Here is a 21,750-nt window from a genome sequence, read left to right as displayed (position 1 = left end):
CTGATTTCATCAGAAGGCAGGAAAGGTCTGGCCTTGGCGAAGATTATTACCACCATCACCGGCGATGCGGCTTTGACCTTCGACGACGTGCTGCTGCAGCCGGCGCGGTCCGATGTCCTGCCCACCGAGACCGACATTTCCACCTATGTCACCAAGGACATAGCGCTCAATCTTCCCATCCTGTCCTCGGCCATGGATACCGTCACCGAGAGCGCCATGGCCATCGCCATGGCCCAGGCCGGCGGCATGGGCGTGATCCACAAGAACCTCACCGCCGCCGAGCAGGCCGAGCAGGTCCGCATGGTCAAGTCGTTCGAGAGCGGCATGGTGATCAACCCGATCACCATCGGCCCCGACGCCACCCTGGCTGATGCGCTGGCGCTGATGCAGTCCAACCGCATCTCCGGCATTCCGGTTGTCGAGAATGGCGGCACGGGCGGTCGCGCCATTGGCAAGCTGGTGGGCATTCTCACCAATCGCGACGTGCGCTTCGCCTCCCACCCGGCCCAGCCCATCCGCGAGCTGATGACCTTCGAAAAGCTGGTCACCGTCCGTGACGGCGTTTCCAAGGACGAAGCCAAGATACTGCTGCACAAGCACCGCATCGAAAAGCTGCTGGTCGTCGATGCGGACTACCGCTGCACCGGCCTCATCACCGTCAAGGATATCGAAAAGGCCCAGCTCAATCCCAACGCCGTCAAGGACGATCAGGGACGCCTGCGCGTCGCCGCCGCCTCCACGGTGGGCGACCAGGGTTTCGAGCGCTCGTTGGCGCTCATTGATGCCGGCGTTGACCTCTTGGTCATCGATACCGCCCACGGCCACTCCGTGCGCGTTGCCGAGGCTGTCGAGCGCGTCAAGCGCGAGAGCAATTCCACGCGCATCGTTGCCGGCAATGTCGCCACCGCCGAGGCCGTAAAGGCCCTGATCGACGCTGGCGCCGATTCCATCAAGGTCGGCATCGGCCCCGGCTCGATCTGCACCACCCGCATTGTCGCGGGCGTCGGCGTGCCCCAGCTCGCGGCCGTCATGGCCTGCGCGGAGGAGGGGGCTCGGCAGGGCATTCCCGTCATCGCTGACGGCGGCATCAAGTTCTCCGGCGATATGGCCAAGGCGCTGGCCGGTGGCGCCTCCTGCGTCATGATCGGCTCGTTGTTGGCCGGCACGGACGAGAGCCCCGGCGAAGTCTATCTCTACCAGGGTCGCTCCTATAAGTCGTATCGCGGCATGGGCTCGGTCGGCGCCATGGGCAGCGGCTCGGCCGATCGCTACTTCCAGCAGGATGTGCGCGACCAGATGAAGCTGGTTCCCGAAGGCATTGAAGGCCAGGTGCCCTACAAGGGCGCTGCCGGGGCCGTGTTGCACCAGCTCGCTGGCGGCCTGCGCGCCTCCATGGGCTATACCGGCGCCCACAACCTCAAGGACTTCCGCGACAATTCCGTCTTCGTGAAAATCTCCGGCGCCGCCCTCAGCGAAAGCCACGTCCACGACGTCATCATCACCCGCGAAGCCCCGAACTACCGCAGCGGACGATAGGCGCCCGAGAGAAACAAAAAACCCGCGGAGCGATCCGCGGGTTTTTTGTTATCCCAGCCGGCGCTTCTGCTTGTCGTTATAGGGGTTCTCGGTGCCGCCGCGCACCCAGAGCCGGATCGGCGTGCCCTTGATGTCGAAGGCGTCGCGCAGCCCGTTGACCAGATAGCGCTGATACGAAGTCGGCAGCACATCCGGCCGCGAGGCGAACAGGATGAAGCTCGGCGGCCGCGTCTTGGCCTGCGTCATGTAGCGCAGCTTGAGCCGGCGGCCCGACACGGCCGGAGGCGGATGCCCCTCCACCATGCCGGCGAGCCAGCGGTTGAGCCGCGCCGTCGACACATGCGAATTCCAGCTGCGCTCGATCTTGAAGATGGCGTCCATCAGTTTGTCGATATTCTTGCCGGTAAGGCCCGACAGCGTCACCAGTGGAACGCCGCGCAATTGCGGCAACAGCCGCTCGCACTCCTCGCGCAGCACCTTGAGCGCTTCATTCTTGTCTTCGATCAGGTCCCACTTGTTGAGCGCGATCACCAGCGCGCGGCCCTCGCGCTCCACCAGGTCGGCCAGCGCCAGGTCCTGCTTCTCGAACGGAATGGTCGCGTCGAGCATCAGCACGACAACTTCGGCATACTGGATCGAGCGCAGGCTGTCGCCCACCGCAAGCTTCTCGAGCTTCTCGGTGACCCGGGCGCGGCGGCGGATGCCGGCCGTATCGACCAGGTTGATCACCCGGCCTTCCCATTCCCACGGCACCAGGATGCTGTCGCGGGTAATGCCGGCCTCGGGGCCAACCAGCACGCGCTCTTCGCCCACCATGCGGTTGATCAGCGTCGACTTGCCGGCATTGGGGCGGCCGACAATGGCCACGTTGAGATAGCGCTTGGGGTTCCAGCGCAACGTCGCCTCTTCCCCTTCGCCTTCCAGCATGTCCTCGGTGATGTCGACATCGACTTCGGGCATCACATCGAGATCGACGATTTCCCTTGCGTCCTTCTCGGCCGCCATGCGGTCGATGGTTGCTGAAACGATGGAGTAAAGCTCCGACAGGCCCAGACCATGCTCGGCTGACAGCGCAATGGCCTCGCCAAAGCCAAGCCGATAGGCCTCGACCAGCCCGGCCTCGGCCGCGCCGCTCTCGGCCTTGTTGCCGACCAGATGCACATCCTTGCCGGCCTTGCGCAGCACTTGCGCGAAACGCTCGTCGAGCGGCACCACGCCAGCGCGGGCATCGATCATGAACAGGATGACGTCGGCTTCCTTGATCGCCAGCTCGGTCTGCTGGCGCATCCGGTCCTCGAGGCTCCCGTCGGTCACGTCCTCATAGCCGGCCGTGTCGAGAATGCGGAAGTTCAGGTCCGCAATGCGGCCCTCCGCCTCGCGGCGGTCACGGGTAACGCCTGGCGTATCGTCGACCAGCGCGATCTTGCGACCGACGAGGCGATTGAACAGGGTGGATTTGCCGACGTTGGGACGACCGACAATGGCAACGGTGACGGTCATGCGTTCTGGGTTCCGATCCGGCGTGAGGTGAGGCGGCCGCTATTGCGCGGCCGGCACTGCCTCGGTGGTTTCAGCAGGGGCGTCTTCAGCCGTGGCTTCGGCCGCAGGCGCTTCGTTGCTGACAATATCGTCAATGGCAGTCGCTGCCGCATCGGCAGCCGCTTCTGGCTCTACGGCAACAGCACCCTGTGCCAGCAGCTGGGCCAGGTAGTAGCCCATGCGGTTGCGCACCGTGCTCTGGGTCAGCGGATCGTTGATCACCGCCTCAAAGCTTGCCTGCGCGGCGGTGAAGTCGCCGGCCTTGTATTGTGCCAGTCCCAGCGCCTCGCGCGCTGCATTGCGCAGCGGGCTGCCTTCGACGGCAATGCTGCCGACGCGGGATTCGACATCGGCCAGCGTGCCGCCATCGACCAGCAGCGTGCCGGCCAGCACCAGCGCCAGTTCGCGCAGGCGGGGATTGGACTGGCTGTTGGCCAGCGCGTCATAGGCGGCCACGGCCTCGGCGAGCTTGCCTTCCTTGGCCATCACGCCCGCCTTGCGGAACTGCGCCAGCGTCGGATAATTGCCCGAGCCATCGGCGACCAGCGTATCGAGCTGCGTCTGTGCAGCTGTCAGGTCCCCACCATCGATCAGGTCGAAGGCCTCATAGAGCTCGTCCGACGACTGCGCGGCATTGTTGGCGTGATACCAGGTCCAGCCTTCGTTGACGGCAACGAGAACTACCACGCCCACGGCGGCGCCGATCACATAGGGAGCAAAACGCCGCCACAGGGCGCGCATACGATCGCTGCGCAGCTCCTCATCGATCTCGCGGAAAATATTGTCCTGGGACATGGCCTGCCTAAGGTCATCAGTGAATTCGGGCGCACGTTTAGCATGGCGCCCCGCGAAAGCAAATGCGCGCCGGAAATGCCGATCAGGCCCGCCGGGCAATCAGCCGAGCGACCATTCCCCGATATAATCCGGGCGCTTCTGTCCCTTGCTGGTATGGACCAGCCAGAACCGTCGCACGGCCCAGCGGAAGGGCCGCTTGAGCTGCAGGTCGGGAACGCGCTCCGGCCCGTACCAGATGGTCAGGTGTGGCACAAACGACCTGGGACCCACCGCCATGCCCAGCCGTTGCATCTCGCGGCGGATATCGGCATGGAGCGCGACGACTTCTCGGTCGCCATTCGAGCAGGTCAGCACAGTCGGCACGATGCTCCGCCCTCCGGTCTTGGATCGGCTGTTACCGGCAAAGGTCTGGAGCTTGTCGAAGGCAACGTCGAAACCGGGCCGGCGAATGGCATCGCCCACTTCGAGCGCCTCATCAACCAAAGCCGGCTCGATCTCGTCCTTGCTCCTCCACACCCCATTGAGCGATACGTGCTGGCGGTCCGCCCGGATCGGGTAGCGCGCGCCGAAGCGCCGGGCCAGAAGCGCGGCGCCCCGCTCGATGTCTTGCGCCAGCGCCGGCGGCGGCACGATGGTGAAATACCAACGGTGACGATAGTCCTCACGCGCCGGCCCTGCGCCCTTCAACCCGCGGTCCGATCCGCCTCCGAAAAAGTCGAGTTGCCCATCCATCGCACGGCTCGCATGTTCCCTATTTGTTCTACAGTAGGGCGACCGCGACAAGCGGTCAATTGTGCATGCTGGATTGTGAACAAGGACGCCGCCGGCGTCCTATTCCCACTCGATGGTGCCGGGCGGCTTGCTGGTCACGTCATAGACCACGCGATTGATGCCGCGCACCTCGTTGATGATGCGGGTCGCCGTCTTGCCGAGGAAGTTCATGTCGAACTGGTAGAAGTCTGCCGTCATGCCGTCGACCGACGTCACCGCCCGCAGCGCGCAAACGAACTCATAGGTCCGCCCATCGCCCATAACGCCAACAGTCTGCACCGGCAGCAGCACTGCGAAGGCCTGCCAGATCTTGTCATACTGACCCGACTTGCGGATTTCATCGAGATAGATGGCATCGGCCTGCCGCAGGATATCCAGCTTCTCGGGCGTAATGCCACCCGGGCAGCGAATGGCAAGGCCCGGACCGGGGAAGGGGTGGCGGCCGATAAAGCTCTCGGGCAGGCCCAGCTCGCGGCCGAGCACACGAACCTCATCCTTGAACAGCTCGCGCAGCGGCTCGACCAGAGCCATGTTCATGCGCTCCGGCAACCCGCCCACATTGTGGTGCGATTTGATCGTCACCGACGGCCCGCCGGTAAACGACACCGATTCGATCACGTCGGGATAAAGCGTGCCCTGCGCCAGGAACTGCGCGCCGCCGAGCTTCTTGGCCTCTTCCTCGAACGTCTCGATGAACAGCCGCCCGATGATCTTGCGCTTGGTCTCGGGGTCCGATTGCCCCTCAAGTTCCCGCAGGAACACCTTGGACGCATCCACATGCACCAGCGGGATATTGTACTGGTCGCGGAACATGGTCACGACCTGCTCGCTCTCGTTGAGCCGCATCAGTCCGTGGTCGACATAGATGCAGGTGAGCTGGTCGCCGATCGCCTCGTGGATCAGCACGGCCGCAACAGAGGAATCGACGCCCCCGGAGAGCCCGCAGATCACCCGGCCCGAGCCGACCTGATTGCGGATCTTCTCGACCATCTTCTGCCGATAGGCATGCATGTTCCAGTCGGACTGAAGCCCGACGATCTTGTGCACAAAATTGGCCAGCAGCTTGCCGCCATCGGGCGTGTGCACCACCTCGGGGTGGAACATGGTCGTGTAGCGCTTGCGCGCCTCGTCGCCGGCAATGGCGAATGGCGCATTGGGCGAGGTCGCCATGACCTTGAAGCCCTCTGGCAGCTCGGTCACGCGGTCGCCATGGCTCATCCAGACCGGGTACTTGCCACCGACCTGCCAGATACCCTCATAGAGCGCGCTCGGCTCGAGGACTTCCACATCTGCCCGGCCGAACTCCCGATGGTGCCCGCCTTCGACCTTGCCGCCCAGCTGCAGGCAGAAGGTCTGTTGGCCATAGCAGATGGCCAGAATGGGAAGGCCGGAATCGATGATCGCCTGTGGCGCCCGGGGGCTGCCCTCCTCGGTCACCGAAGCTGGTCCGCCCGAGAAGATGACACCCTTGGGCTGCAGCGCCGCAAAGGCCTCGGCCGCCTTGTTGAAGGGGTGGATTTCGCAATAGACGCCCGTCTCTCGAATGCGGCGCGCGATCAGCTGGGTGACCTGCGAACCGAAGTCCACGATGAGGATGGCGTCGGGGGCGGCAGTCTCGGGGGTTTGCATGGCGAGGCCATATCGCCACGGCGCAGATTCCGCAAGTCCAACCGCAGCAGGACAGGATTGCGGCTTGCCGCCGTCTTGTAGTCGGCGAGCGAAGGGGTGGTCATGGGTCAGCTTTTGGTGCGGACGCGCTGACCCTCGAACGCGGACCCGGCGCTGCTGGTTCACTATTGAGTTAGTGCGCAGTGCGCAGCGCGTTGAAATAGAACCCGTCCGTGCCGGTAAGGTGCGGCGTGAGCGCAATGCCGCCCTGCGCGGTGTCAAGGTTCGGGGGCAGGGTCGTCCCGAAAGCTGCCTGCCACAATGCCTCGGACGCAACCGAGGCAAAGCCCGGATTGGCGGCTAGGAAGGCCGCAACCTGATCGTCATTCTCCTCGGGCAGGATCGAGCAGGTGATATAGACCAGCACCCCGCCGGGCTTGAGGTAAAGCTGCCCTTCCGCCAGGATCGCGGCCTGCTCGCCTACGCGCTGCGCCAGCAATTCTGGCGACAGCTTCCACTTGGTGTCCGGCCGCCGCCGCCACGTTCCGGTGCCGGTGCAGGGTGCATCGATGACCACGCGATCCATCTTCCCCACGAGATCATCCAGCGCCCCCGGCTGTGGCGCCCGCACCTGCACATTGCGGGCACCATTGCGCTTGAGCCGATCATAGATCGGCGCCAGCCTATTCCGGTCGCTGTCATAGGCAAAGATCTGCCCCTTGTTCCCCATCGCTGCTGCCAGTGCCAGCGTCTTGCCGCCGGCGCCGGCGCAAAGGTCGAGCACCTGCTCGCCGGGCTTGGCGCCTGCCAGCGCCGCCACGATCTGGCTGCCCTGGTCCTGCACCTCGAACCAGCCCTTGAGATAGCCTTCGTCGGTGGTGACATTGGGCGTCCGTGCGTCGCCGGGCCCCGCCGGCATGGTCACGCCCACCGGCGAGATGGCCGTCTCGGTCGGGTTGAACCGCGCCAACGACTTTAATACGCGGTCGCGGCTGGCCTTGAGCGTATTGGTCCGCAGATCCAGCGAAGGCCGTCCCGCCATCGCCTGTCCCTCGGCGATCCAGCTGCCGCCAAAACCCCGTTCCAGCGATGGCGCCAGCCATTCGGGTATGTCGGCCAGCGCCCAGCCCGGCGTGTCGTCGGAGAGCGGTCCCACGGCGCGCGCTATTTCTTCATCGGTCAGCGGCTCGGGCGCATGGCTGTCGCCGGCAAAGCTGGCACTCAGCGCTGCAGGGTCTTCGTGCCAGTCGCGGATCGCCACGGCCAGCACCAGCGCACGCGGCATGTCATTGCCCATCAGCGCCGCATGCGATGCTCGCCGCCGCAGCGCGTCATAGACCAGATTGCCGATGGCGGCGCGGTCGCCCGCCCCGGCAAAGCGGTTGTTGAGCCCCCAGGCCTTCAGCGCCTCGGATACGGGGCGCTTGCGCGTCTCTACGTCAGTTAGCACGGCAATGGCGGCAGAGAGGCGGCCGGGGAGACGCATTCAGATACTCGGGGCTAGGATGACAAGGCGCAGCACGAGCCATAGCCACAGAAGCGCCAGCACCACAAGGCCCGCGCAATAGACGGCAAAGCGCCGGAACACCCGATTGGTGCTGACATGCACGCCCGCATGAACATAGCGCAGCACCACGAACAGCCATGCCAGCACCAGCTCGATCCAGCCCGCGCCACCGCTCCACAGCGCGATCAGCGCCGCCACATAGAACAGAACAGGCAATTGAAACTGGTTGTCAAAGCTGTTCGACAGCAGCCGCGCCTGCAGCGGATAGGCGTCCCCGTCCACCGCGATGTCCTTGATCGCAATTTCGCCCCGCGCCACCGGCGGCACCCGCTCAAACCCCATCCAGACCAGGATGCCCAGTGTCAGCAGCACCTGCGCGGCCACGGCTAGGATCAGCAGTTTGTCGACAAAGGGCATGGGAGAAGCTCCGCTGCAGATATTGCCTTGTAGAGCAAACCTCCGCCGGCGCACCCAAAATCGCTGTGAGACCTGGCTGCCGCCCGGCCCCCGCGACATATTTTCCAGGCCCATGGTGCAACCCGGCCCTTGCCTCTATATTGCTCTGGCATAAGCGACCCGATGCTGAGAGCGGGGCCGCATTCCCATGAAAAGACCTTGTACGTAGAAATATTGATCGTCGTCGTCCTGACCATCGTCAACGGCCTGTTGGCAATGTCGGAACTGGCAGTCGTTTCCGCTCGCCCCGCCCGCCTGCGCGGCATGGCGGAACAAGGCAACAAGGGCGCCGCAATCGCCATTGAACTGGCCGACGATCCGGGCAAGTTCCTGTCCTCGGTGCAGATCGGCATTACCTTGGTCGGCATCCTTTCCGGTGCCTTCTCCGGCGCCACGCTTGGCCTGCGCCTCACCTCATGGCTCGCCTCCGTCGGCGTGCCGGACAACATCGCCGATATCCTCGGTGTCGGCGTCGTGGTGGTGCTCATCACCTATGTCTCGTTGATTGTCGGCGAGTTGGTGCCCAAGCAGATTGCCCTGCGTGATGCCGAGGGCGTTGCTGCTCGCGTTGCGCCTGCCATGAAGCTGCTGGCCGCCGTCGGTTCACCCATCGTCTGGCTGCTCGACATATCCGGCAAGGGCGTCCTGGCCTTGCTTGGTCAGGTCGGCGCGTCCGAGGAGAAGGTAACAGAGGAAGAGGTCAAGACCATCATCGCCGAGGCCACCACCGCCGGCGTGATCGAGTCCGACGAGCACTCGATGATCTCGGGCGTCATGCGCCTGGCCGACCGGTCGGCCCGCGGCCTGATGACGCCACGTCTCGATGTCGACGTGGTCGATCTTTCCGATGACAGCGACGAAATCCGCCGCACCATTCTGGACACCCACCGCTCGCGCCTTCTGGTGCAGGATGGTGACGCCGATTCCATCATTGGTGTGGTGGCGATCAAGGACATTATCGGTGTCTTCGCCAATGGCCTGCCGCTCGATATCCGCAAATTCGTGCAGCCGGTGCCGGTGGTGATGGAGCACGCCGACGCGCTGGACGTCGTACGAGCCATTCGCAACTCCACCGTCCATATGGCCCTGGTGGTGGACGAATACGGTCACTTCGAAGGTATTGTTACCTCCGGCGATATTCTGGAAGTCATTACCGGCGTGTTTCAGGAAGAAACCGGCGATGACCCGGCCCTGATCAAGCGCGAGGACGGTTCCTACCTCGTGGCAGGCTGGATGCCTGTCGACGAATTCGGCGACAAGCTCAAGATCTCCATACCCCGCGATGCCAAGTTCGAAACCGTCGCCGGCTACGTGCTCTCGGTCATCAATCACCTGCCCAAGGCCGGAGAGACTTTCGAGCATAATGGCTGGAAGTTCGAGGTCGTCGACCTCGACGGACGCCGTATCGACAAGGTGCTGATGACCAGACTGGCCTAGGCCCGATCAGGCACGATGCAACGGCACGACCTCATGGTGAGCTAACCACGAGGTCGTGCCGTCTCAATCTCCTAAATCCATGCCGAACCACACGGTCCGGTCGTTTGACTGGAGCGGCTCGAAGCCGCTCCTTGTCCAGAACGCGATGCCACCGGTGTTCTTGGCGTTCGCGCCCAGATGGATGCCACGAACGCCGGCCGCGCGGGCCTGGGCAATCCAGCGCTCCAGCAGCGCCGACCCCACGCGCTGCCCGCGCAACCGCGGTAGCAGGTTCATGTGGATATGGGCCGGATACCGCGCCACTATGCCCGGTGGATTGAACGACGGCTCTACGATTGCGCCGATGCGCTGGCGATCGGTCTCGGTCAGCTCCGACGCGGGCACGCCCGCATAATGCTGGCGCAGCGCCGGCCACCATTCCCGTTCCAGCCGTGCGGCGAAGCCATCGCTATCGAACGTGCCGACGATATATCCCGCAACGCCCTGCTCATCCTCGGCGAGGATGACCTGCTCGGGCTCCAGCACGCCATAGGGCGCCGAATAGAGATGCCCGATCACCTTGCGGTCATTGTGGAGCGGGGAGGCATCATCGCCCGAATCCCCGGTGACCAGACAGATCTCGTAAAGCGCTTCGAGATCGTCCGGGCGATAGGGCCGCAGCGCCACCATGATTCTAGATATCCTCGAACGCGCCCTTGTCGACGTCGAACAGCCTGCCGTTCTCCTTGAGCGTCGGGCTCAGCAAATCGATCAGGCGGGGCGCGATATCAGCAGGCTTTGGCAGGGTATCGGGGTCTTCGCCCGGCATCGCCTTGGCGCGCATCGCGGTGCGCACGGCGCCAGGATAGAGCACGTTGACGCGCACCTTGGTCTGCGCCACTTCACCGGCATAGGACTTCACCAGCGCGTCGAGGGCGGCCTTGCTGGCGGCATAGAGCCCCCAGAATGGCTTCGCCGACCGCGCCGATGACGACGAGACGAACACGGCCCGGCCCGCTGTCGATTGCCGCAGCAGCAGGTCAGTCGCGCGCAACAGGCGATAATTGGCGGTGACGTTGACTGCCATCACCTTGTCGAAGTCTTCCGGCTTCACATGGGGCAGGGGGCTGAGCACACCCAGTTGGCCGGCATTGGCGACCAGGCCATCCAGCGCACCCCAGCGCTCGAAGATGGCCGCACCCAGCCGGTCGATGGCATCGCCATCACGCAGATCGAGCGGCACCAGCGTCGCTGCGGAACCCAGATCCTGGATTTCGTCATCCAGTTCCTCGAGGCCCCCCACCGTGCGGGCGACCGCGACCACATGGGCGCCGCGGCGGGCCGCTTCAATGGCAGCAGCATAGCCAATGCCTCGCGAGGCACCGGTGACGAGGACGACCTTGCCTGCCAGATCCTGTCCGGCGGCAACTTTTGTTCCAGCCATTAACCGGCTTCCTTGAGCAGGGAGATTTGTTTCGGCTCGTTCTTGGAGCGGCCGTTGAGATCGGTCAACTGCGTCGGATAGTCGCCCGTGAAGTAGTGGTCGGTAAACTGCGGCGCCTTGGGGTTGCGCTTCTCCCCGCCCACCGCGTCATAGAGCCCATCGATCGACAGGAAGGCCAGCGAATCCGCGCCGATGAACTTGCACATCGACTCCAGGCTGTCATGCTGGTTGGCCAGCAGCTTTTCCGGGTCCGGTGTGTCGATGCCGTAATAGTCCGAATAGTAGATCATCGGGCTGGCGACGCGGATATGCACTTCGGTGGCGCCAGCCTCGCGCATCATCTGCACGATCTTGACCGAGGTCGTGCCCCGCACGATGGAATCGTCGATCAGCACCACCCGCTTGCCGGCAATCTCCGCGCGGTTGGCTGAGTGCTTCAGCTTGACGCCGAAGGCGCGGATCGACTGCGTCGGCTCGATGAAGGTGCGGCCGACATAATGGTTGCGGATGATGCCGAGTTCAAACGGAATGCCGCTGGCCTGCGCAAAGCCGATGGCCGCCGGCGTGCCGCCATCGGGCACTGGCACCACCACGTCGGCCTCGACCGGCGCTTCCTTGGCCAGGTTCATGCCCATGCGCTTGCGCGCCGAATAGACGCTGCGCCCGGCAACGATCGAGTCGGGGCGGGCGAAATAGACATATTCGAACAGGCACGGCCGTTCCGGCGCCGGCCGCGCCGCTTTGCGCGCCTCGATGCTGATCGAGCCGTCGGGCTGCACTTCGCAGATCACGACCTCACCGTTCTCGACGTCGCGGATATATTTGGCGCCGATAATGTCGAGAGCGCAGGTCTCCGAGCAGAAGATCGGCTTGCCATCCAGTTCACCCATGACCAGCGGACGAATGCCGATCGGGTCGCGCGCGGCAATCAGCTTGGTGCGCGTCATCGCCAGCATGGCATAGCCGCCTTCCATCTGACGGATCGCGTCGATGAAACGGTCGGTGGTTGAGCTGTGACGTGAGCGGGCTACCAGATGCAGCACGACTTCCGTGTCCGAGGTGGACTGGCAGATGGCGCCGGTGGCGATGATCTGCCGCCGCAGCGTCAGCCCGTTGGTGAAGTTGCCGTTATGCGCGATGGCGATGCCGCCGTCTTCCAGCTCGGCAAATAGTGGCTGCACATTGCGCAGCGCCACTTCGCCGGTCGTTGAATAGCGCGTATGGCCCATGGCCATCGAGCCCGGCAGCTTCGCCAAGAGGGCCGGGTCGGTATAGTGATCGCCCACCAGGCCCATGCGCTTCTCGGTGAAGAACTGTCGGCCGTCAAAGCTGACGATACCCGCCGCTTCCTGGCCGCGATGCTGCAAGGCATGCAGCCCTAGCGCCGTCAGCGTCGAGGCGTCGCTATGCCCCAAAATGCCAAACACGCCGCACTCTTCGTGCAGCGTGTCGCCATCAAGACTGAAACTGTCGTCGCTCGGATGGTTCACCGGGGTCTCCATGCCAATGCTGCCTCAACCGCAGGACTGCGTGCCGCCAATGGCGACCGGGCCAAAAGGTGAGTTGGTCCCCACGCAATAGCCCATTTTGCTCACCCGAACCAATGCCTCGCAAGACGGTCAGGGTTGTGGCGAGCGCGGCGCGCTCACCAGATTATGATCAGACCTGCGGCGTGGCTGGCGCAACGGGTGCTGGCGGCACTGCCGGCACCACCGTGCCGTCTTCCGTAGCATCCGTACCTTCTTCAACCGGGGCGACTGGCACCTCCGGGTCTTCGGTAAGGCCCGTGCCGCCCTGCAGCATGTCTGTGACCTGTTGCTCGAGGCCTTCGGGCAGCAGTGAAATCAGCGTCTGGCCCATATTGCGCAGATGCGGCAGCGATTGCGATTCCGCGGCCCAGGCCGGCAGGTTGTTGGGCAGCAGCCAGGTGCCGAAAATGGTGATGACGATGGCGATCAATATGCCGCGTAGCACGCCGAACACGAAGCCCAGCGTCCGGTCGATCGGCCCGACGCGGCTGTCGACAACGAAATCGGCGATGCGCATGGTCAGCAGATGCAGCACGATCAGCGCCACAATGAATGTGACGACCACCGTCGCGATATCGGCCACGATGGCTTCGGCGATGTACTGCCGCGCGATCTCGGGGTGATATTGCCACATATAGATGGCGATGGCGGCCGAACCGGCCCAGGTCGCCAGGGAGAGCACTTCGCGGGTCAAACCGCGCGCGGTCGCCAGGATTGCCGAAATCAGCACCAGCACACCCACACCAACGTCGAACGCTGTCAGCATATGTCTTCGCTTAGCTCCAGTTGCCGCCCCGGCATTGTGGGGCTTCGTTTAGCCGCTTTGTGTCGCAATGCCAAGGGTGCCGGGCGTCCGCACGTTCGATCTCCCCGAAAAGCGGCCAGGTGTCGCCGCCCTACCACTCTTCCCGGTCCGGCTCGCGCGGCTTGCCATTGGCAGCAATGCGCCCGACCAGTTCCGACAAGGCGGTGAATTCGGACACGTCCAGCCCGGAATTGCGGTCGGCATTGCTCAGCCGGCCCGTCGAGACCGACTTGAAGCCCAGCTTCTGCGCCTCGCGCAGCCGCAGCGAGCCATGCACCACTGGGCGCACCCCTCCGGCCAGCGAGATCTCGCCGAAATAGACCGAATCCGACGGCAGCGGCGAACTGGTCAGCGACGAGATCAGCGCCGCCGCCACAGCCAGGTCCGCCGCGGGCTCGTTGATCTTCAATCCACCCGCGACATTGAGATAAATGTCATTGGCGCCGATCCGCACCCCGCAACGCGTCTCCAGCACGGCCAGCACCATGGAAAGGCGCGAGGAATCCCAGCCCACCACCGCCCGGCGGGGCGTGCCCAAGGGGGAAGGGGCCACCAGCGCCTGGATTTCGATCAGGATGGGTCGCGTGCCCTCCATGCCGGCAAACACCGCCGACCCCGCCGCGCCCTCGTCGCGCTGGTCGAGAAACAGCGCCGACGGATTGGCGACCTGTTCCAGCCCCAGCTCGGTCATCGCGAAGACGCCGATTTCATCGGTCGCGCCATAGCGGTTCTTCACCCCGCGCAGGATGCGGAAGGTATGGCTGGTATCGCCCTCGAAATAGAGCACGGCATCGACCATATGCTCGACCACGCGCGGACCGGCAATCTGCCCGTCCTTGGTCACGTGGCCGACCAGCACCACAGCCGCGCCGCTCTTCTTGGCAAAGCGGGTGAGCGCCTGCGCCGAGGTGCGCACCTGCGTCACCGTGCCGGGGGCACTGTCGACGCGATCCGTCCACAGCGTCTGGATGGAATCGATGATGACGAGGTCCGGGGCAGGGCCGCTCTCCAACGTCGCCAGGATGATCTCGACATTGGTTTCGGCGGCCAGCAGCACATTGGCCTCGCCCAGCCCCAGCCGTTGCGCCCGAAGGCGCACCTGCGCCACCGCTTCTTCGCCCGATACATAGACGACGCGCCGTCCCTGGCTGGCCAGCGCCGCCGCTGCCTGCAGCAACAGTGTCGATTTGCCGATGCCGGGATCGCCGCCCACCAGCAAGGCCGATCCCATGACGAAACCACCGCCCGTCACCCGGTCCAGCTCGGCCAGGCCGGTGACGACGCGCGCCGCGCTTTCTGTCTCGCCCGACAGGGGCACCAGATTGGCCGGCCGCCCATTGGCCTTGGCCGATTTCGGTCCCGCACCGACGCCGCTGTCTGTGATCTCCTCGACAATGGTGTTCCACTCGCCGCAGGCATCGCACCGTCCCTGCCAGCGCGTGGTGACGGCGCCGCAGCTCTGGCAGACGAAGGAAGAACGCGATTTTGCCAAGACGATTCCTTAGGTGTTGCGTACGGCAGACCGCTCGACCAGCCCCCGCAGTGTGTTCCAGTTGCGGGCCGTAACCACGCCGGATTTCTTCTCGATGACCACGGGCAGGCGCGAATTTGAGCCCCGGCCGTCATAGTCCACGATCAGGTGCTGGCCCTCGATGTGGATGCTTTCCGGCCCGTCATAATCCTTGATCCACTCGAAGCTGGGTCTTACCCCGGCAAAGAAATAGACACCGATCTCGCTGGGGCGGGTGATGGCGGCTTCGGGAAACGGATTGGCCCTCAGCAGCGTCCGCAACTGTCCCGGTGTGCGCACCACCGCCTTGTTGCCGGGCCCCAGACCCAGGTCGCGCACGATGCGGTCCATTCGCGTGGTGACGGCCGCCAGCGTGCCATCGCCACGCATGATCATGTTGCCGGTCGCCACATAGGTTTCGGGAGCCACGAATCCGTCTGCGGCGACGGCTTCACGCCACTGGGCCATCGACATGACCTTGTGCGTTATCGGTCCGATGGCCCGCAGCAGGACGATAAAGACGCTCATTCACGGCCTCTTCAACTGCGAGTCCGATACCGCACTTGCCAAGGGCAATCAAGAACAAATCAGGAACTTTCGCCGCGCTTGCCGAGCACCCTCATTCCGGCAGATTGCCGTCGCCGACATAGTTGCGGCTGTAGCGGCCCTTCAGCGACGTCAGCATCTCGTAGCCGATAGTACCTGCAGCGTCCGCCTGGTCGTCGACGCCGATAAGGTTGCCGAACACTTCCGCGCCCTCGCCGGGGCTGGGGATGTCCGATCCGAGTTCGGTAATGTCCACGGTGATCTGGTCCATCGACACGCGGCCGATCACCGGGCACAGCTTGCCGCGAATCGCCACCTTGCCGCCCGGCCGCATATTGTTGCTCGACAGCGAGCGGAAGAAGCCATCGGCATAGCCATGGCTGATGATCGCCAGCCGGCTGTCGCGGGAGAGCGAATAGGTCGCCCCATAGCCCACGGTTTCCCCGGTGCGCGCTTCCTTCACCTGCAGGATCGGCACATGCAGCGTCACCACCGGCGCCATCGGGTTCTTGCGGCCATTGACGGCCCGCCCGCCATAAAGCGCAATGCCAGGCCGCACCATCTGGAAATGATAGTCCCGCCCGGTCATCAACCCGGCCGAATTGGCCAGCGACGCCGGCACGCCCGGGAACTGTGTCATCACCGAACCGAACAGCGCCAGTTGCGTTCGGTTCTTCTCATGGTTGGGCTGGTCGGCGCAGGCGAGGTGGCTCATCACCATCTGCGGCGCATAGCCCAGCGTCTGGATGCGGTCGCGCACCAGGCTTGCTTCGTTGAGGCGGAACCCGAAGCGGTTCATGCCGGTGTCGAAATGAAAGGCCGATGGATAGGCCTCGTTCCGTTCAAGGCACTTGGCCAGCCACTCCTCCAGCATCGCCATCGAGGAGATGATCGGCATCAGATTCTGCCGGATATAGAGGTTCGCCGCCCCGGGATAGAGGCCGTTGAGCACGAAGATGTGGGCATCCGGCACCGCCGCGCGCACCGCCATGCCCTCGTCCGGTGTTGCAGCGAAGAAGAACCGCGCCCCCGCCGCATACAGCGCCTTGCTGGCCATGGTGATGCCGGTGCCATAGGCATCCGCCTTGACCACGGCGCCCGTCAGCGCGCCCGCGCTCACCTTGTCCAGTGCCCGCCAGTTCCGGGCCAGTGCCCCGAGATCGATGCTGAGTTGCCCCCCAAGGCCCGACGTCAGCGCCATGCCTATTCCATACGCTCGGGTAGGTAATCGGCGCGTGCCAGATTGCCGAAGCGCGTGAACTGCGCTTCGAAGCTGAGCTGCACCGTGCCGGTCGGGCCGTGGCGCTGCTTGGCGATGATGACTTCGGCCTTGCCGTGCACCTTTTCCATTTCCCCCTGCCAGGTCATATGCTCTGGCGTGCCCTCTTTGGGCTCCTTGTTCTTGAGATAGTACTCTTCGCGATAAACGAACAGCACCACGTCGGCGTCCTGCTCGATAGAGCCCGATTCGCGCAGATCCGCCAGTTGCGGATGCTTGTCATCGCGCGATTCCACCTGACGCGAAAGCTGGGACAGCGCCACGATCGGCACTTCCAGTTCCTTGGCCAGCGCCTTGAGCGTTGTGGTGATCTCGGTCAGTTCCTGCACGCGGTTCTGGCTCGACGCCTTGGATGAGCCGCTCAGCAGTTGCAGGTAGTCGATGACCAGGAAGTCGAGCCCCTTCTGCCGCTTCAGCCGCCGTGCCCGTGCCGCCAGCTGCGCCACGCTGATGCCGCCGGTGTCGTCGATATAGAGCGGCAGCTTGCTCATCATATTGGAAACATCCACCAGCTTGGAAAACTGGCTGTCGTGGATGCGACCACGACGGATGTCGGACGAGGAAATCTCGGCCTGCTCGGCCAGGATACGGGTGGCGAGCTGCTCGGAACTCATTTCGAGGCTGAAGAAGCCGACAACGCCGCCATTGGTGGTCTTTTGGTGCCCGTCCGGGGTGATTTCGCCCTTCCAGGCCCTGGCCACATTGAAGGCGATATTGGTGGCAAGCGACGTCTTGCCCATGGCGGGTCGGCCGGCCAGGACGATCAGATCGCTTCCCTGCAAACCGCCCATTTGCCGGTCGAGGTCATCAAGGCCCGTGGCAATGCCTGACAGGCCCCCATCGCGCTGATAGGCTTCGCCCGCCATCTGGATCGAGGCACTGAGCGCGCTGGAGAAATTCTGGAAGCCGCCGTCATAGCGGCCCTTTTCGGCCAGCTGGAACAGCTCGCCTTCCACCTTCTCGATCTGCCTGTTCGGCGTCATCTCGACGTCGCTGCCATCATAGGCAACGGCCACCATCTCCTCGCCAACCAGGATCAGGTTCCGTCGAATCGCGGTGTCGTAAATCGCCTGCCCATAATCGGCGGCGTTGAGCACGGTGGTCGCTTCTGCCGCGAGCTTGGCGAGATACTGCGCCATCGTCACATCGGGCAGCAACTGCTCGGGCAGGTGGGTCTTGATTGTGGTCGGATCGGCCGACTTGCCGGCGCGGATGATCTTGCCGGCCACTTCATAAATGTCGCGGTGCACCGGCTCGTAGAAATGCACGGGCTCGAGGAAATCCGAAACTCGATAGAAGGCGTCATTGTTCAGCAGGATCGCGCCCAGCAATGCCTGCTCGGCCTCCACATTGTGGGGGGCCAGACGAAATGACTTGTCTTCGGGTGGATGAAGCCGCGCGATCTCTGCCATGGTGCCTCTAGCGAAACGTCAATGTGTCTTAACCGTCGCGCGGTCAGAGTCGATTCCTAACCTTGGGTCGTTTGCCGATTGCCTGAACATCCACATCCCCGCGAGTGAACATTGGGAATAGCGGGGATATCCGACTCAAAACATTGCAAATGACCTGGGCCCAAGCATGGCACCGAGTCGTGCCCAAATAGAAAACAAAAAGGCCGGGCACATGGCCCGGCCTTTGATCAGTTGCGGCGAAAACTAGAGTTCGTCGTCGAAGCGATCGTCCTGCTTGGCGTCCTTCTGGCCGGCAGCGAAATCGCCATTGTCGTCGTCCTCATAGACGGTGACGGTAACGTCTTCGCCGGCGCTCTGGCGCGTGGCTTCGTCTTCCGAGCGGGCGACGTTGACCGAGATGGTCACGGCGACTTCGGCATGCAGGTTCAGCGGCACGGTATGCACGCCCACCGACTTGATCGGGTCGGTGAGGTCGACCTGGCTGCGCTGCACGGTGTAGCCGTCGGCGGCGAGGGCTTCCACGATGTCGCGCGAGGCGACCGAGCCGTAGAGCTGGCCGGTTTCACCCGCCTGGCGGATGATGACGACGGTGCGACCGTTGAGGCCTTCGGCAATGCCGGTGGCGGCAGCACGACGGTCTTCGTTGCGCTTCTCGATATGGGCGCGTTCGGCTTCGAACTTCTTGCGGTTGGCTTCGGTGGCGCGGAGGGCCTTGCCCTGCGGCAGCAGGAAGTTACGGGCAAAACCGTCCTTGACTGCAACTTCGTCGCCGATCGAGCCGGTGCGGCCGATACGTTCGAGGAGAATGACTTTCATTTGGCTATTCCTTGTGGCTGTCCCGTCCTCGTGGACGGTTAGGAGCCCCGGACCATCCGGAACCCCAGCGATGTGCCTCTTTAGGCACGTGGCCCGCTCCCGAAGGAGGGGCCGTAGTCTGGCACTTACGCAAACAAGAAGCCGCTGGGACGGATGAGATAGTGGTGATCGGCTAGAACCGGAGCGGAACGTACTTGAGTACGTGAGCACCGGAAGCGCAGCCGATCGCCGCTAGATCGCCGTCCCAGTGAGCTTATTGGACAGCGTAAGGCATGATGCCGATGAAACGGGCCCGCTTGATCGCCTGGGCCAGTTCACGCTGCTTCTTGGCAGAAACGGCAGTGATACGGCTCGGGACGATCTTGCCGCGCTCCGAAACGTAGCGCGAGAGCAGGCGGACGTCCTTGTAGTCGATCTTGGGCGCGCCTTCGCCCGAGAACGGGCAGGTCTTGCGGCGACGCTGGAACGGACGGCGGGCCTGGGCGGTGGTAAGGTCTTTGATTGCCATAGCTGTATGTCCTTAAATTAGAAACGACGCGGACGGCGTTCGCCGCCGAAGCCACCACCAGGACGGCCACCACGGTCGCCATCGCGATCGTCGCGGTCGCGCTTCTGCATCATTGCCGACGGGCCTTCTTCAAGCTCGTCCACGCGCACGGTCATGAAGCGCAGGATGTCTTCATTGATGCGCATCTGGCGTTCCATTTCGGCAACGGCCGGGGCCGATGCGTCGATGTTCAGCAGCGTGTAATGCGCCTTGCGGTTCTTGCGGATGCGGTAGGAGAGACCCTTGAGGCCCCAATATTCATTCTTGGTGACCTTGCCGCCGCCAGAGGCGAGGACTTCGGTCAGTGCAGCGGTCAGTTCTTCGACCTGCTGCTGGGAAACGTCCTGGCGCGCCAGGAAGATATGCTCGTAAAGGGCCATTGATGCGCCTTCCTTCGTGGTTCAAACACAGCAATGTCTGGCGCGGAGCCTCCTTGAAGCCGGAAAGGCGTCAAAGCAGTCTTGCAAAGAGCGGGAACACGGGAGGCCGGGCAGTTGCCCTATTCGCCATTCCAAATGGCAAACCCTCCGTTCAGCCCCCGGCCAAACGAATTGCTGGCGGTCCAATAGGGCCAAACAGGCCAGAGATCAAGCAAAATGCCAGCATGATGGCAGCAGAAGGGCAGAAAGCCGGGCAGATCGAACGCGGGCCCGGCTCACTCTATGGGGCAGGGGCCTAGTTGGGTTCATCCCCGACGGCCAGGATATTGCCTTCGGAATCCTTGAACCAGGCGGCGTGGAACTTGCCCATTGTGGCAATGCCATTGACGGTCTTCAGGCCCGGCATGTCGTATTCCTCGAACCGCACGCCATGCTTGCGCAGGTCCTGGACCTCCGCCTCCACGTCGTCGGTCGCAAAGGAGAGCAGGGTGTTCGGCGCCTTGCCGGCATTGGGCGTGGGGTAAAGCAGGAAGCTGGTGCCGCCGCCAACCTTGTACATGCAGCCCATGTCGTCTTCCATCGCGGGGGTGAGGCCGAGCTTGTCCCGGTACCAGGATTTCGCCCGATTCATGTCTGCAGCCGGGATGGTTGCGTAGGCACGATGATCCGTGAGCATAACTTCCTCCCTTTCTGAGAGCCTGTCACACCACCAAAATACGCCTCCCCCGGACGCGTGTACAGGCGTTCACGCCGTTGGCGGCGATCTCTGCCGTGCTCCCGCCTTGACTCTGCCACACACTCCCGCTCAAACCCCGCGCAACTGGACAGCCCGCCTGCGGATTGTCTAACTGAGACAAAAGGGGGCGACACCATGACCAGCTATGCATTCACCTTTCCCGGCCAGGGCAGCCAGGCCGTCGGCATGGGCAAGGACCTGGCCGCCGCCTATCCCGAGGCGCGTGCCGTCTTCCAGGAAGTCGACGAGGCACTGGGGCAGCGCCTCTCGGCCATCATGTTCGAGGGGCCCGACGATATCCTGCGGTTGACCGAGAATGCCCAGCCGGCCCTGATGGCCGTGAGCCTCGCGGTCATCCGCGTTCTCGAATCCAAAGGCATTCGCCTTGCCGATCACGCCAGCTATGTCGCCGGCCATTCGCTCGGCGAGTATTCCGCCCTTTGCGCTGCTGGCACCTTTTCCATCTCCGACACCGCCCGTCTGCTCAAGACCCGCGGCCAGGCTATGCAGAAGGCCGTTCCCGTTGGCCACGGCACTATGGCCGCGCTGCTTGGCCTGGACCTTGCCACCGCGCGCGAAGTCGCCGCGGAGGCGGCCCAGGGCGATGTTTGCGATGTCGCCAATGACAATGCCCCCGGCCAGGTCGTGATCTCGGGCAGCACCGCTGCCGTCGAGCGCGCCGTCGAGATTGCCAAGGCCAAGGGTGCTAAGCGCGCTCTGCTGCTGCCGGTGAGCGCGCCCTTCCATTGTTCGCTGATGCAGCCGGCCGCCGACGCCATGGCCGCCGCTTTGGCCGAAGTCACCATGCAGGCGCCAGTCGTTCCGCTGGTCGCCAATGTGCTCGCTGCCCCGATTTCTGACCCGTCCGAGATCCGCCAGCGCCTGGTCGAACAGGTCACCGGCGTCGTCCGCTGGACTGAAAGCATCACTTGGCTGACCGGCGTCGGCGGCGTTACCCATCTGGCTGAACTCGGCACCGGCAAGGTGCTGACGGGCCTCGCAAAACGCATCAACACCGAAGCCGTCGCGACCGCCGTCGGCTCGCCGGTCGACATCGACGCCTTCGTGGCGGAACTATCGGCTTAAGAACTTGAATCAGGCCATCAAGGGCTTGAATC

Annotated in this window: 21 protein-coding genes; 3 read left to right on the top strand and 18 right to left on the bottom strand. The window is 63.8% G+C overall.

The genetic code is table 11. The annotated features are described in order from the left end of the window. Positions 1 to 33 precede the first annotated feature (33 nt). Positions 34 to 1,536 carry an IMP dehydrogenase gene (gene guaB, locus V6M52_RS19345; protein WP_332691634.1) on the top strand — a complete coding sequence of 501 codons (1,503 nt, stop codon included), beginning with the start codon at positions 34 to 36 and terminating at the stop codon, positions 1,534 to 1,536. 48 nt (positions 1,537 to 1,584) lie between these two features. On the opposite strand, the gene der is transcribed toward guaB, so the two are convergent. From der to V6M52_RS19315, 6 genes are all read right to left on the bottom strand, one after another. After that, positions 1,585 to 3,036 carry a ribosome biogenesis GTPase Der gene (gene der / locus V6M52_RS19340; protein WP_332691637.1) on the bottom strand — a complete coding sequence of 484 codons (1,452 nt, stop codon included), beginning with the start codon at positions 3,034 to 3,036 and terminating at the stop codon, positions 1,585 to 1,587. 39 nt (positions 3,037 to 3,075) lie between these two features. Continuing rightward, a complete protein-coding gene (locus V6M52_RS19335) occupies positions 3,076 to 3,870 on the bottom strand; it encodes a tetratricopeptide repeat protein (RefSeq protein WP_332702610.1) in 795 nt (264 codons plus the stop codon). Positions 3,871 to 3,969: 99 nt separating this feature from the next. Then, on the bottom strand, positions 3,970 to 4,602 hold the full coding sequence (locus V6M52_RS19330) for a 2'-5' RNA ligase family protein (protein ID WP_332702609.1): 633 nt from the start codon (positions 4,600 to 4,602) through the stop codon (positions 3,970 to 3,972). A gap of 99 nt (positions 4,603 to 4,701) precedes the next feature. Beyond that, on the bottom strand, positions 4,702 to 6,270 hold the full coding sequence (gene guaA, locus V6M52_RS19325; RefSeq protein WP_332691646.1) for a glutamine-hydrolyzing GMP synthase: 1,569 nt from the start codon (positions 6,268 to 6,270) through the stop codon (positions 4,702 to 4,704). 172 nt (positions 6,271 to 6,442) lie between these two features. Beyond that, on the bottom strand, positions 6,443 to 7,735 hold the full coding sequence (locus V6M52_RS19320) for an RsmB/NOP family class I SAM-dependent RNA methyltransferase (RefSeq protein ID WP_332702607.1): 1,293 nt from the start codon (positions 7,733 to 7,735) through the stop codon (positions 6,443 to 6,445). Continuing rightward, positions 7,736 to 8,173 carry an MAPEG family protein gene (locus V6M52_RS19315; protein ID WP_332691652.1) on the bottom strand — a complete coding sequence of 146 codons (438 nt, stop codon included), beginning with the start codon at positions 8,171 to 8,173 and terminating at the stop codon, positions 7,736 to 7,738. It lies immediately after the preceding gene. A 213-nt stretch (positions 8,174 to 8,386) separates the two neighbouring features. Between V6M52_RS19315 and V6M52_RS19310 the strand changes: the two genes are divergently transcribed. Beyond that, entirely contained in the window at positions 8,387 to 9,649 is a 1,263-nt protein-coding gene (locus V6M52_RS19310; protein WP_332702646.1) for a hemolysin family protein, read from the top strand. Between the two features lie 63 nt (positions 9,650 to 9,712). On the opposite strand, the gene V6M52_RS19305 is transcribed toward V6M52_RS19310, so the two are convergent. The 12 genes from V6M52_RS19305 to V6M52_RS19250 all read right to left on the bottom strand — a co-directional run bounded on the left by V6M52_RS19305 (position 9,713) and on the right by V6M52_RS19250 (position 20,572). After that, positions 9,713 to 10,318, bottom strand: a complete 606-nt coding sequence (locus V6M52_RS19305) for a GNAT family N-acetyltransferase (protein ID WP_332702605.1) — start codon at positions 10,316 to 10,318, stop codon at positions 9,713 to 9,715. A gap of 4 nt (positions 10,319 to 10,322) precedes the next feature. After that, positions 10,323 to 11,072 carry an SDR family NAD(P)-dependent oxidoreductase gene (locus V6M52_RS19300; protein ID WP_332702603.1) on the bottom strand — a complete coding sequence of 250 codons (750 nt, stop codon included), beginning with the start codon at positions 11,070 to 11,072 and terminating at the stop codon, positions 10,323 to 10,325. Next, a complete protein-coding gene (gene purF / locus V6M52_RS19295; protein ID WP_332687361.1) occupies positions 11,072 to 12,562 on the bottom strand; it encodes an amidophosphoribosyltransferase in 1,491 nt (496 codons plus the stop codon). The genes V6M52_RS19300 and purF overlap by 1 nt, the downstream gene beginning before the upstream one ends. Before the next feature lie 169 nt (positions 12,563 to 12,731). Next, positions 12,732 to 13,367: a CvpA family protein gene (locus V6M52_RS19290; RefSeq protein WP_332687360.1), complete on the bottom strand. Its 636-nt coding sequence runs from the start codon at positions 13,365 to 13,367 to the stop codon at positions 12,732 to 12,734. 130 nt (positions 13,368 to 13,497) lie between these two features. Beyond that, positions 13,498 to 14,898 carry a DNA repair protein RadA gene (radA, locus tag V6M52_RS19285; protein WP_332687359.1) on the bottom strand — a complete coding sequence of 467 codons (1,401 nt, stop codon included), beginning with the start codon at positions 14,896 to 14,898 and terminating at the stop codon, positions 13,498 to 13,500. A 9-nt stretch (positions 14,899 to 14,907) separates the two neighbouring features. Next, complete coding sequence (locus V6M52_RS19280) at positions 14,908 to 15,444, bottom strand: DUF1697 domain-containing protein (RefSeq protein WP_332702601.1); 537 nt, start codon at positions 15,442 to 15,444, stop codon at positions 14,908 to 14,910. A 91-nt stretch (positions 15,445 to 15,535) separates the two neighbouring features. Then, positions 15,536 to 16,663 (bottom strand): alanine racemase, encoded by a 1,128-nt coding sequence (gene alr / locus V6M52_RS19275; protein WP_332687357.1) that lies wholly within the window; start codon positions 16,661 to 16,663, stop codon positions 15,536 to 15,538. A gap of 2 nt (positions 16,664 to 16,665) precedes the next feature. Beyond that, positions 16,666 to 18,153 carry a replicative DNA helicase gene (locus tag V6M52_RS19270; RefSeq protein WP_332687356.1) on the bottom strand — a complete coding sequence of 496 codons (1,488 nt, stop codon included), beginning with the start codon at positions 18,151 to 18,153 and terminating at the stop codon, positions 16,666 to 16,668. Positions 18,154 to 18,396: 243 nt separating this feature from the next. Beyond that, positions 18,397 to 18,969 (bottom strand): 50S ribosomal protein L9, encoded by a 573-nt coding sequence (rplI, locus tag V6M52_RS19265; protein ID WP_332687355.1) that lies wholly within the window; start codon positions 18,967 to 18,969, stop codon positions 18,397 to 18,399. 253 nt (positions 18,970 to 19,222) lie between these two features. Next, complete coding sequence (gene rpsR, locus V6M52_RS19260) at positions 19,223 to 19,477, bottom strand: 30S ribosomal protein S18 (RefSeq protein ID WP_046169334.1); 255 nt, start codon at positions 19,475 to 19,477, stop codon at positions 19,223 to 19,225. A gap of 17 nt (positions 19,478 to 19,494) precedes the next feature. Continuing rightward, a complete protein-coding gene (gene rpsF, locus V6M52_RS19255; protein WP_332687354.1) occupies positions 19,495 to 19,896 on the bottom strand; it encodes a 30S ribosomal protein S6 in 402 nt (133 codons plus the stop codon). Positions 19,897 to 20,191: 295 nt separating this feature from the next. Further along, positions 20,192 to 20,572 carry a VOC family protein gene (locus V6M52_RS19250; RefSeq protein ID WP_332687353.1) on the bottom strand — a complete coding sequence of 127 codons (381 nt, stop codon included), beginning with the start codon at positions 20,570 to 20,572 and terminating at the stop codon, positions 20,192 to 20,194. A 195-nt stretch (positions 20,573 to 20,767) separates the two neighbouring features. Here V6M52_RS19250 and fabD point away from each other — a divergent pair, with 195 nt between their 5' ends. After that, complete coding sequence (gene fabD, locus V6M52_RS19245) at positions 20,768 to 21,718, top strand: ACP S-malonyltransferase (RefSeq protein WP_332687352.1); 951 nt, start codon at positions 20,768 to 20,770, stop codon at positions 21,716 to 21,718. Positions 21,719 to 21,750: the final 32 nt, after the last annotated feature.

Source organism: Devosia sp. (assembly GCF_036676215.1).
GTDB lineage: Bacteria > Pseudomonadota > Alphaproteobacteria > Rhizobiales > Devosiaceae > Devosia.
Note: the sequence above shows the minus strand (reverse complement) of the source record. Positions and strands in the feature narration are given on the sequence as shown.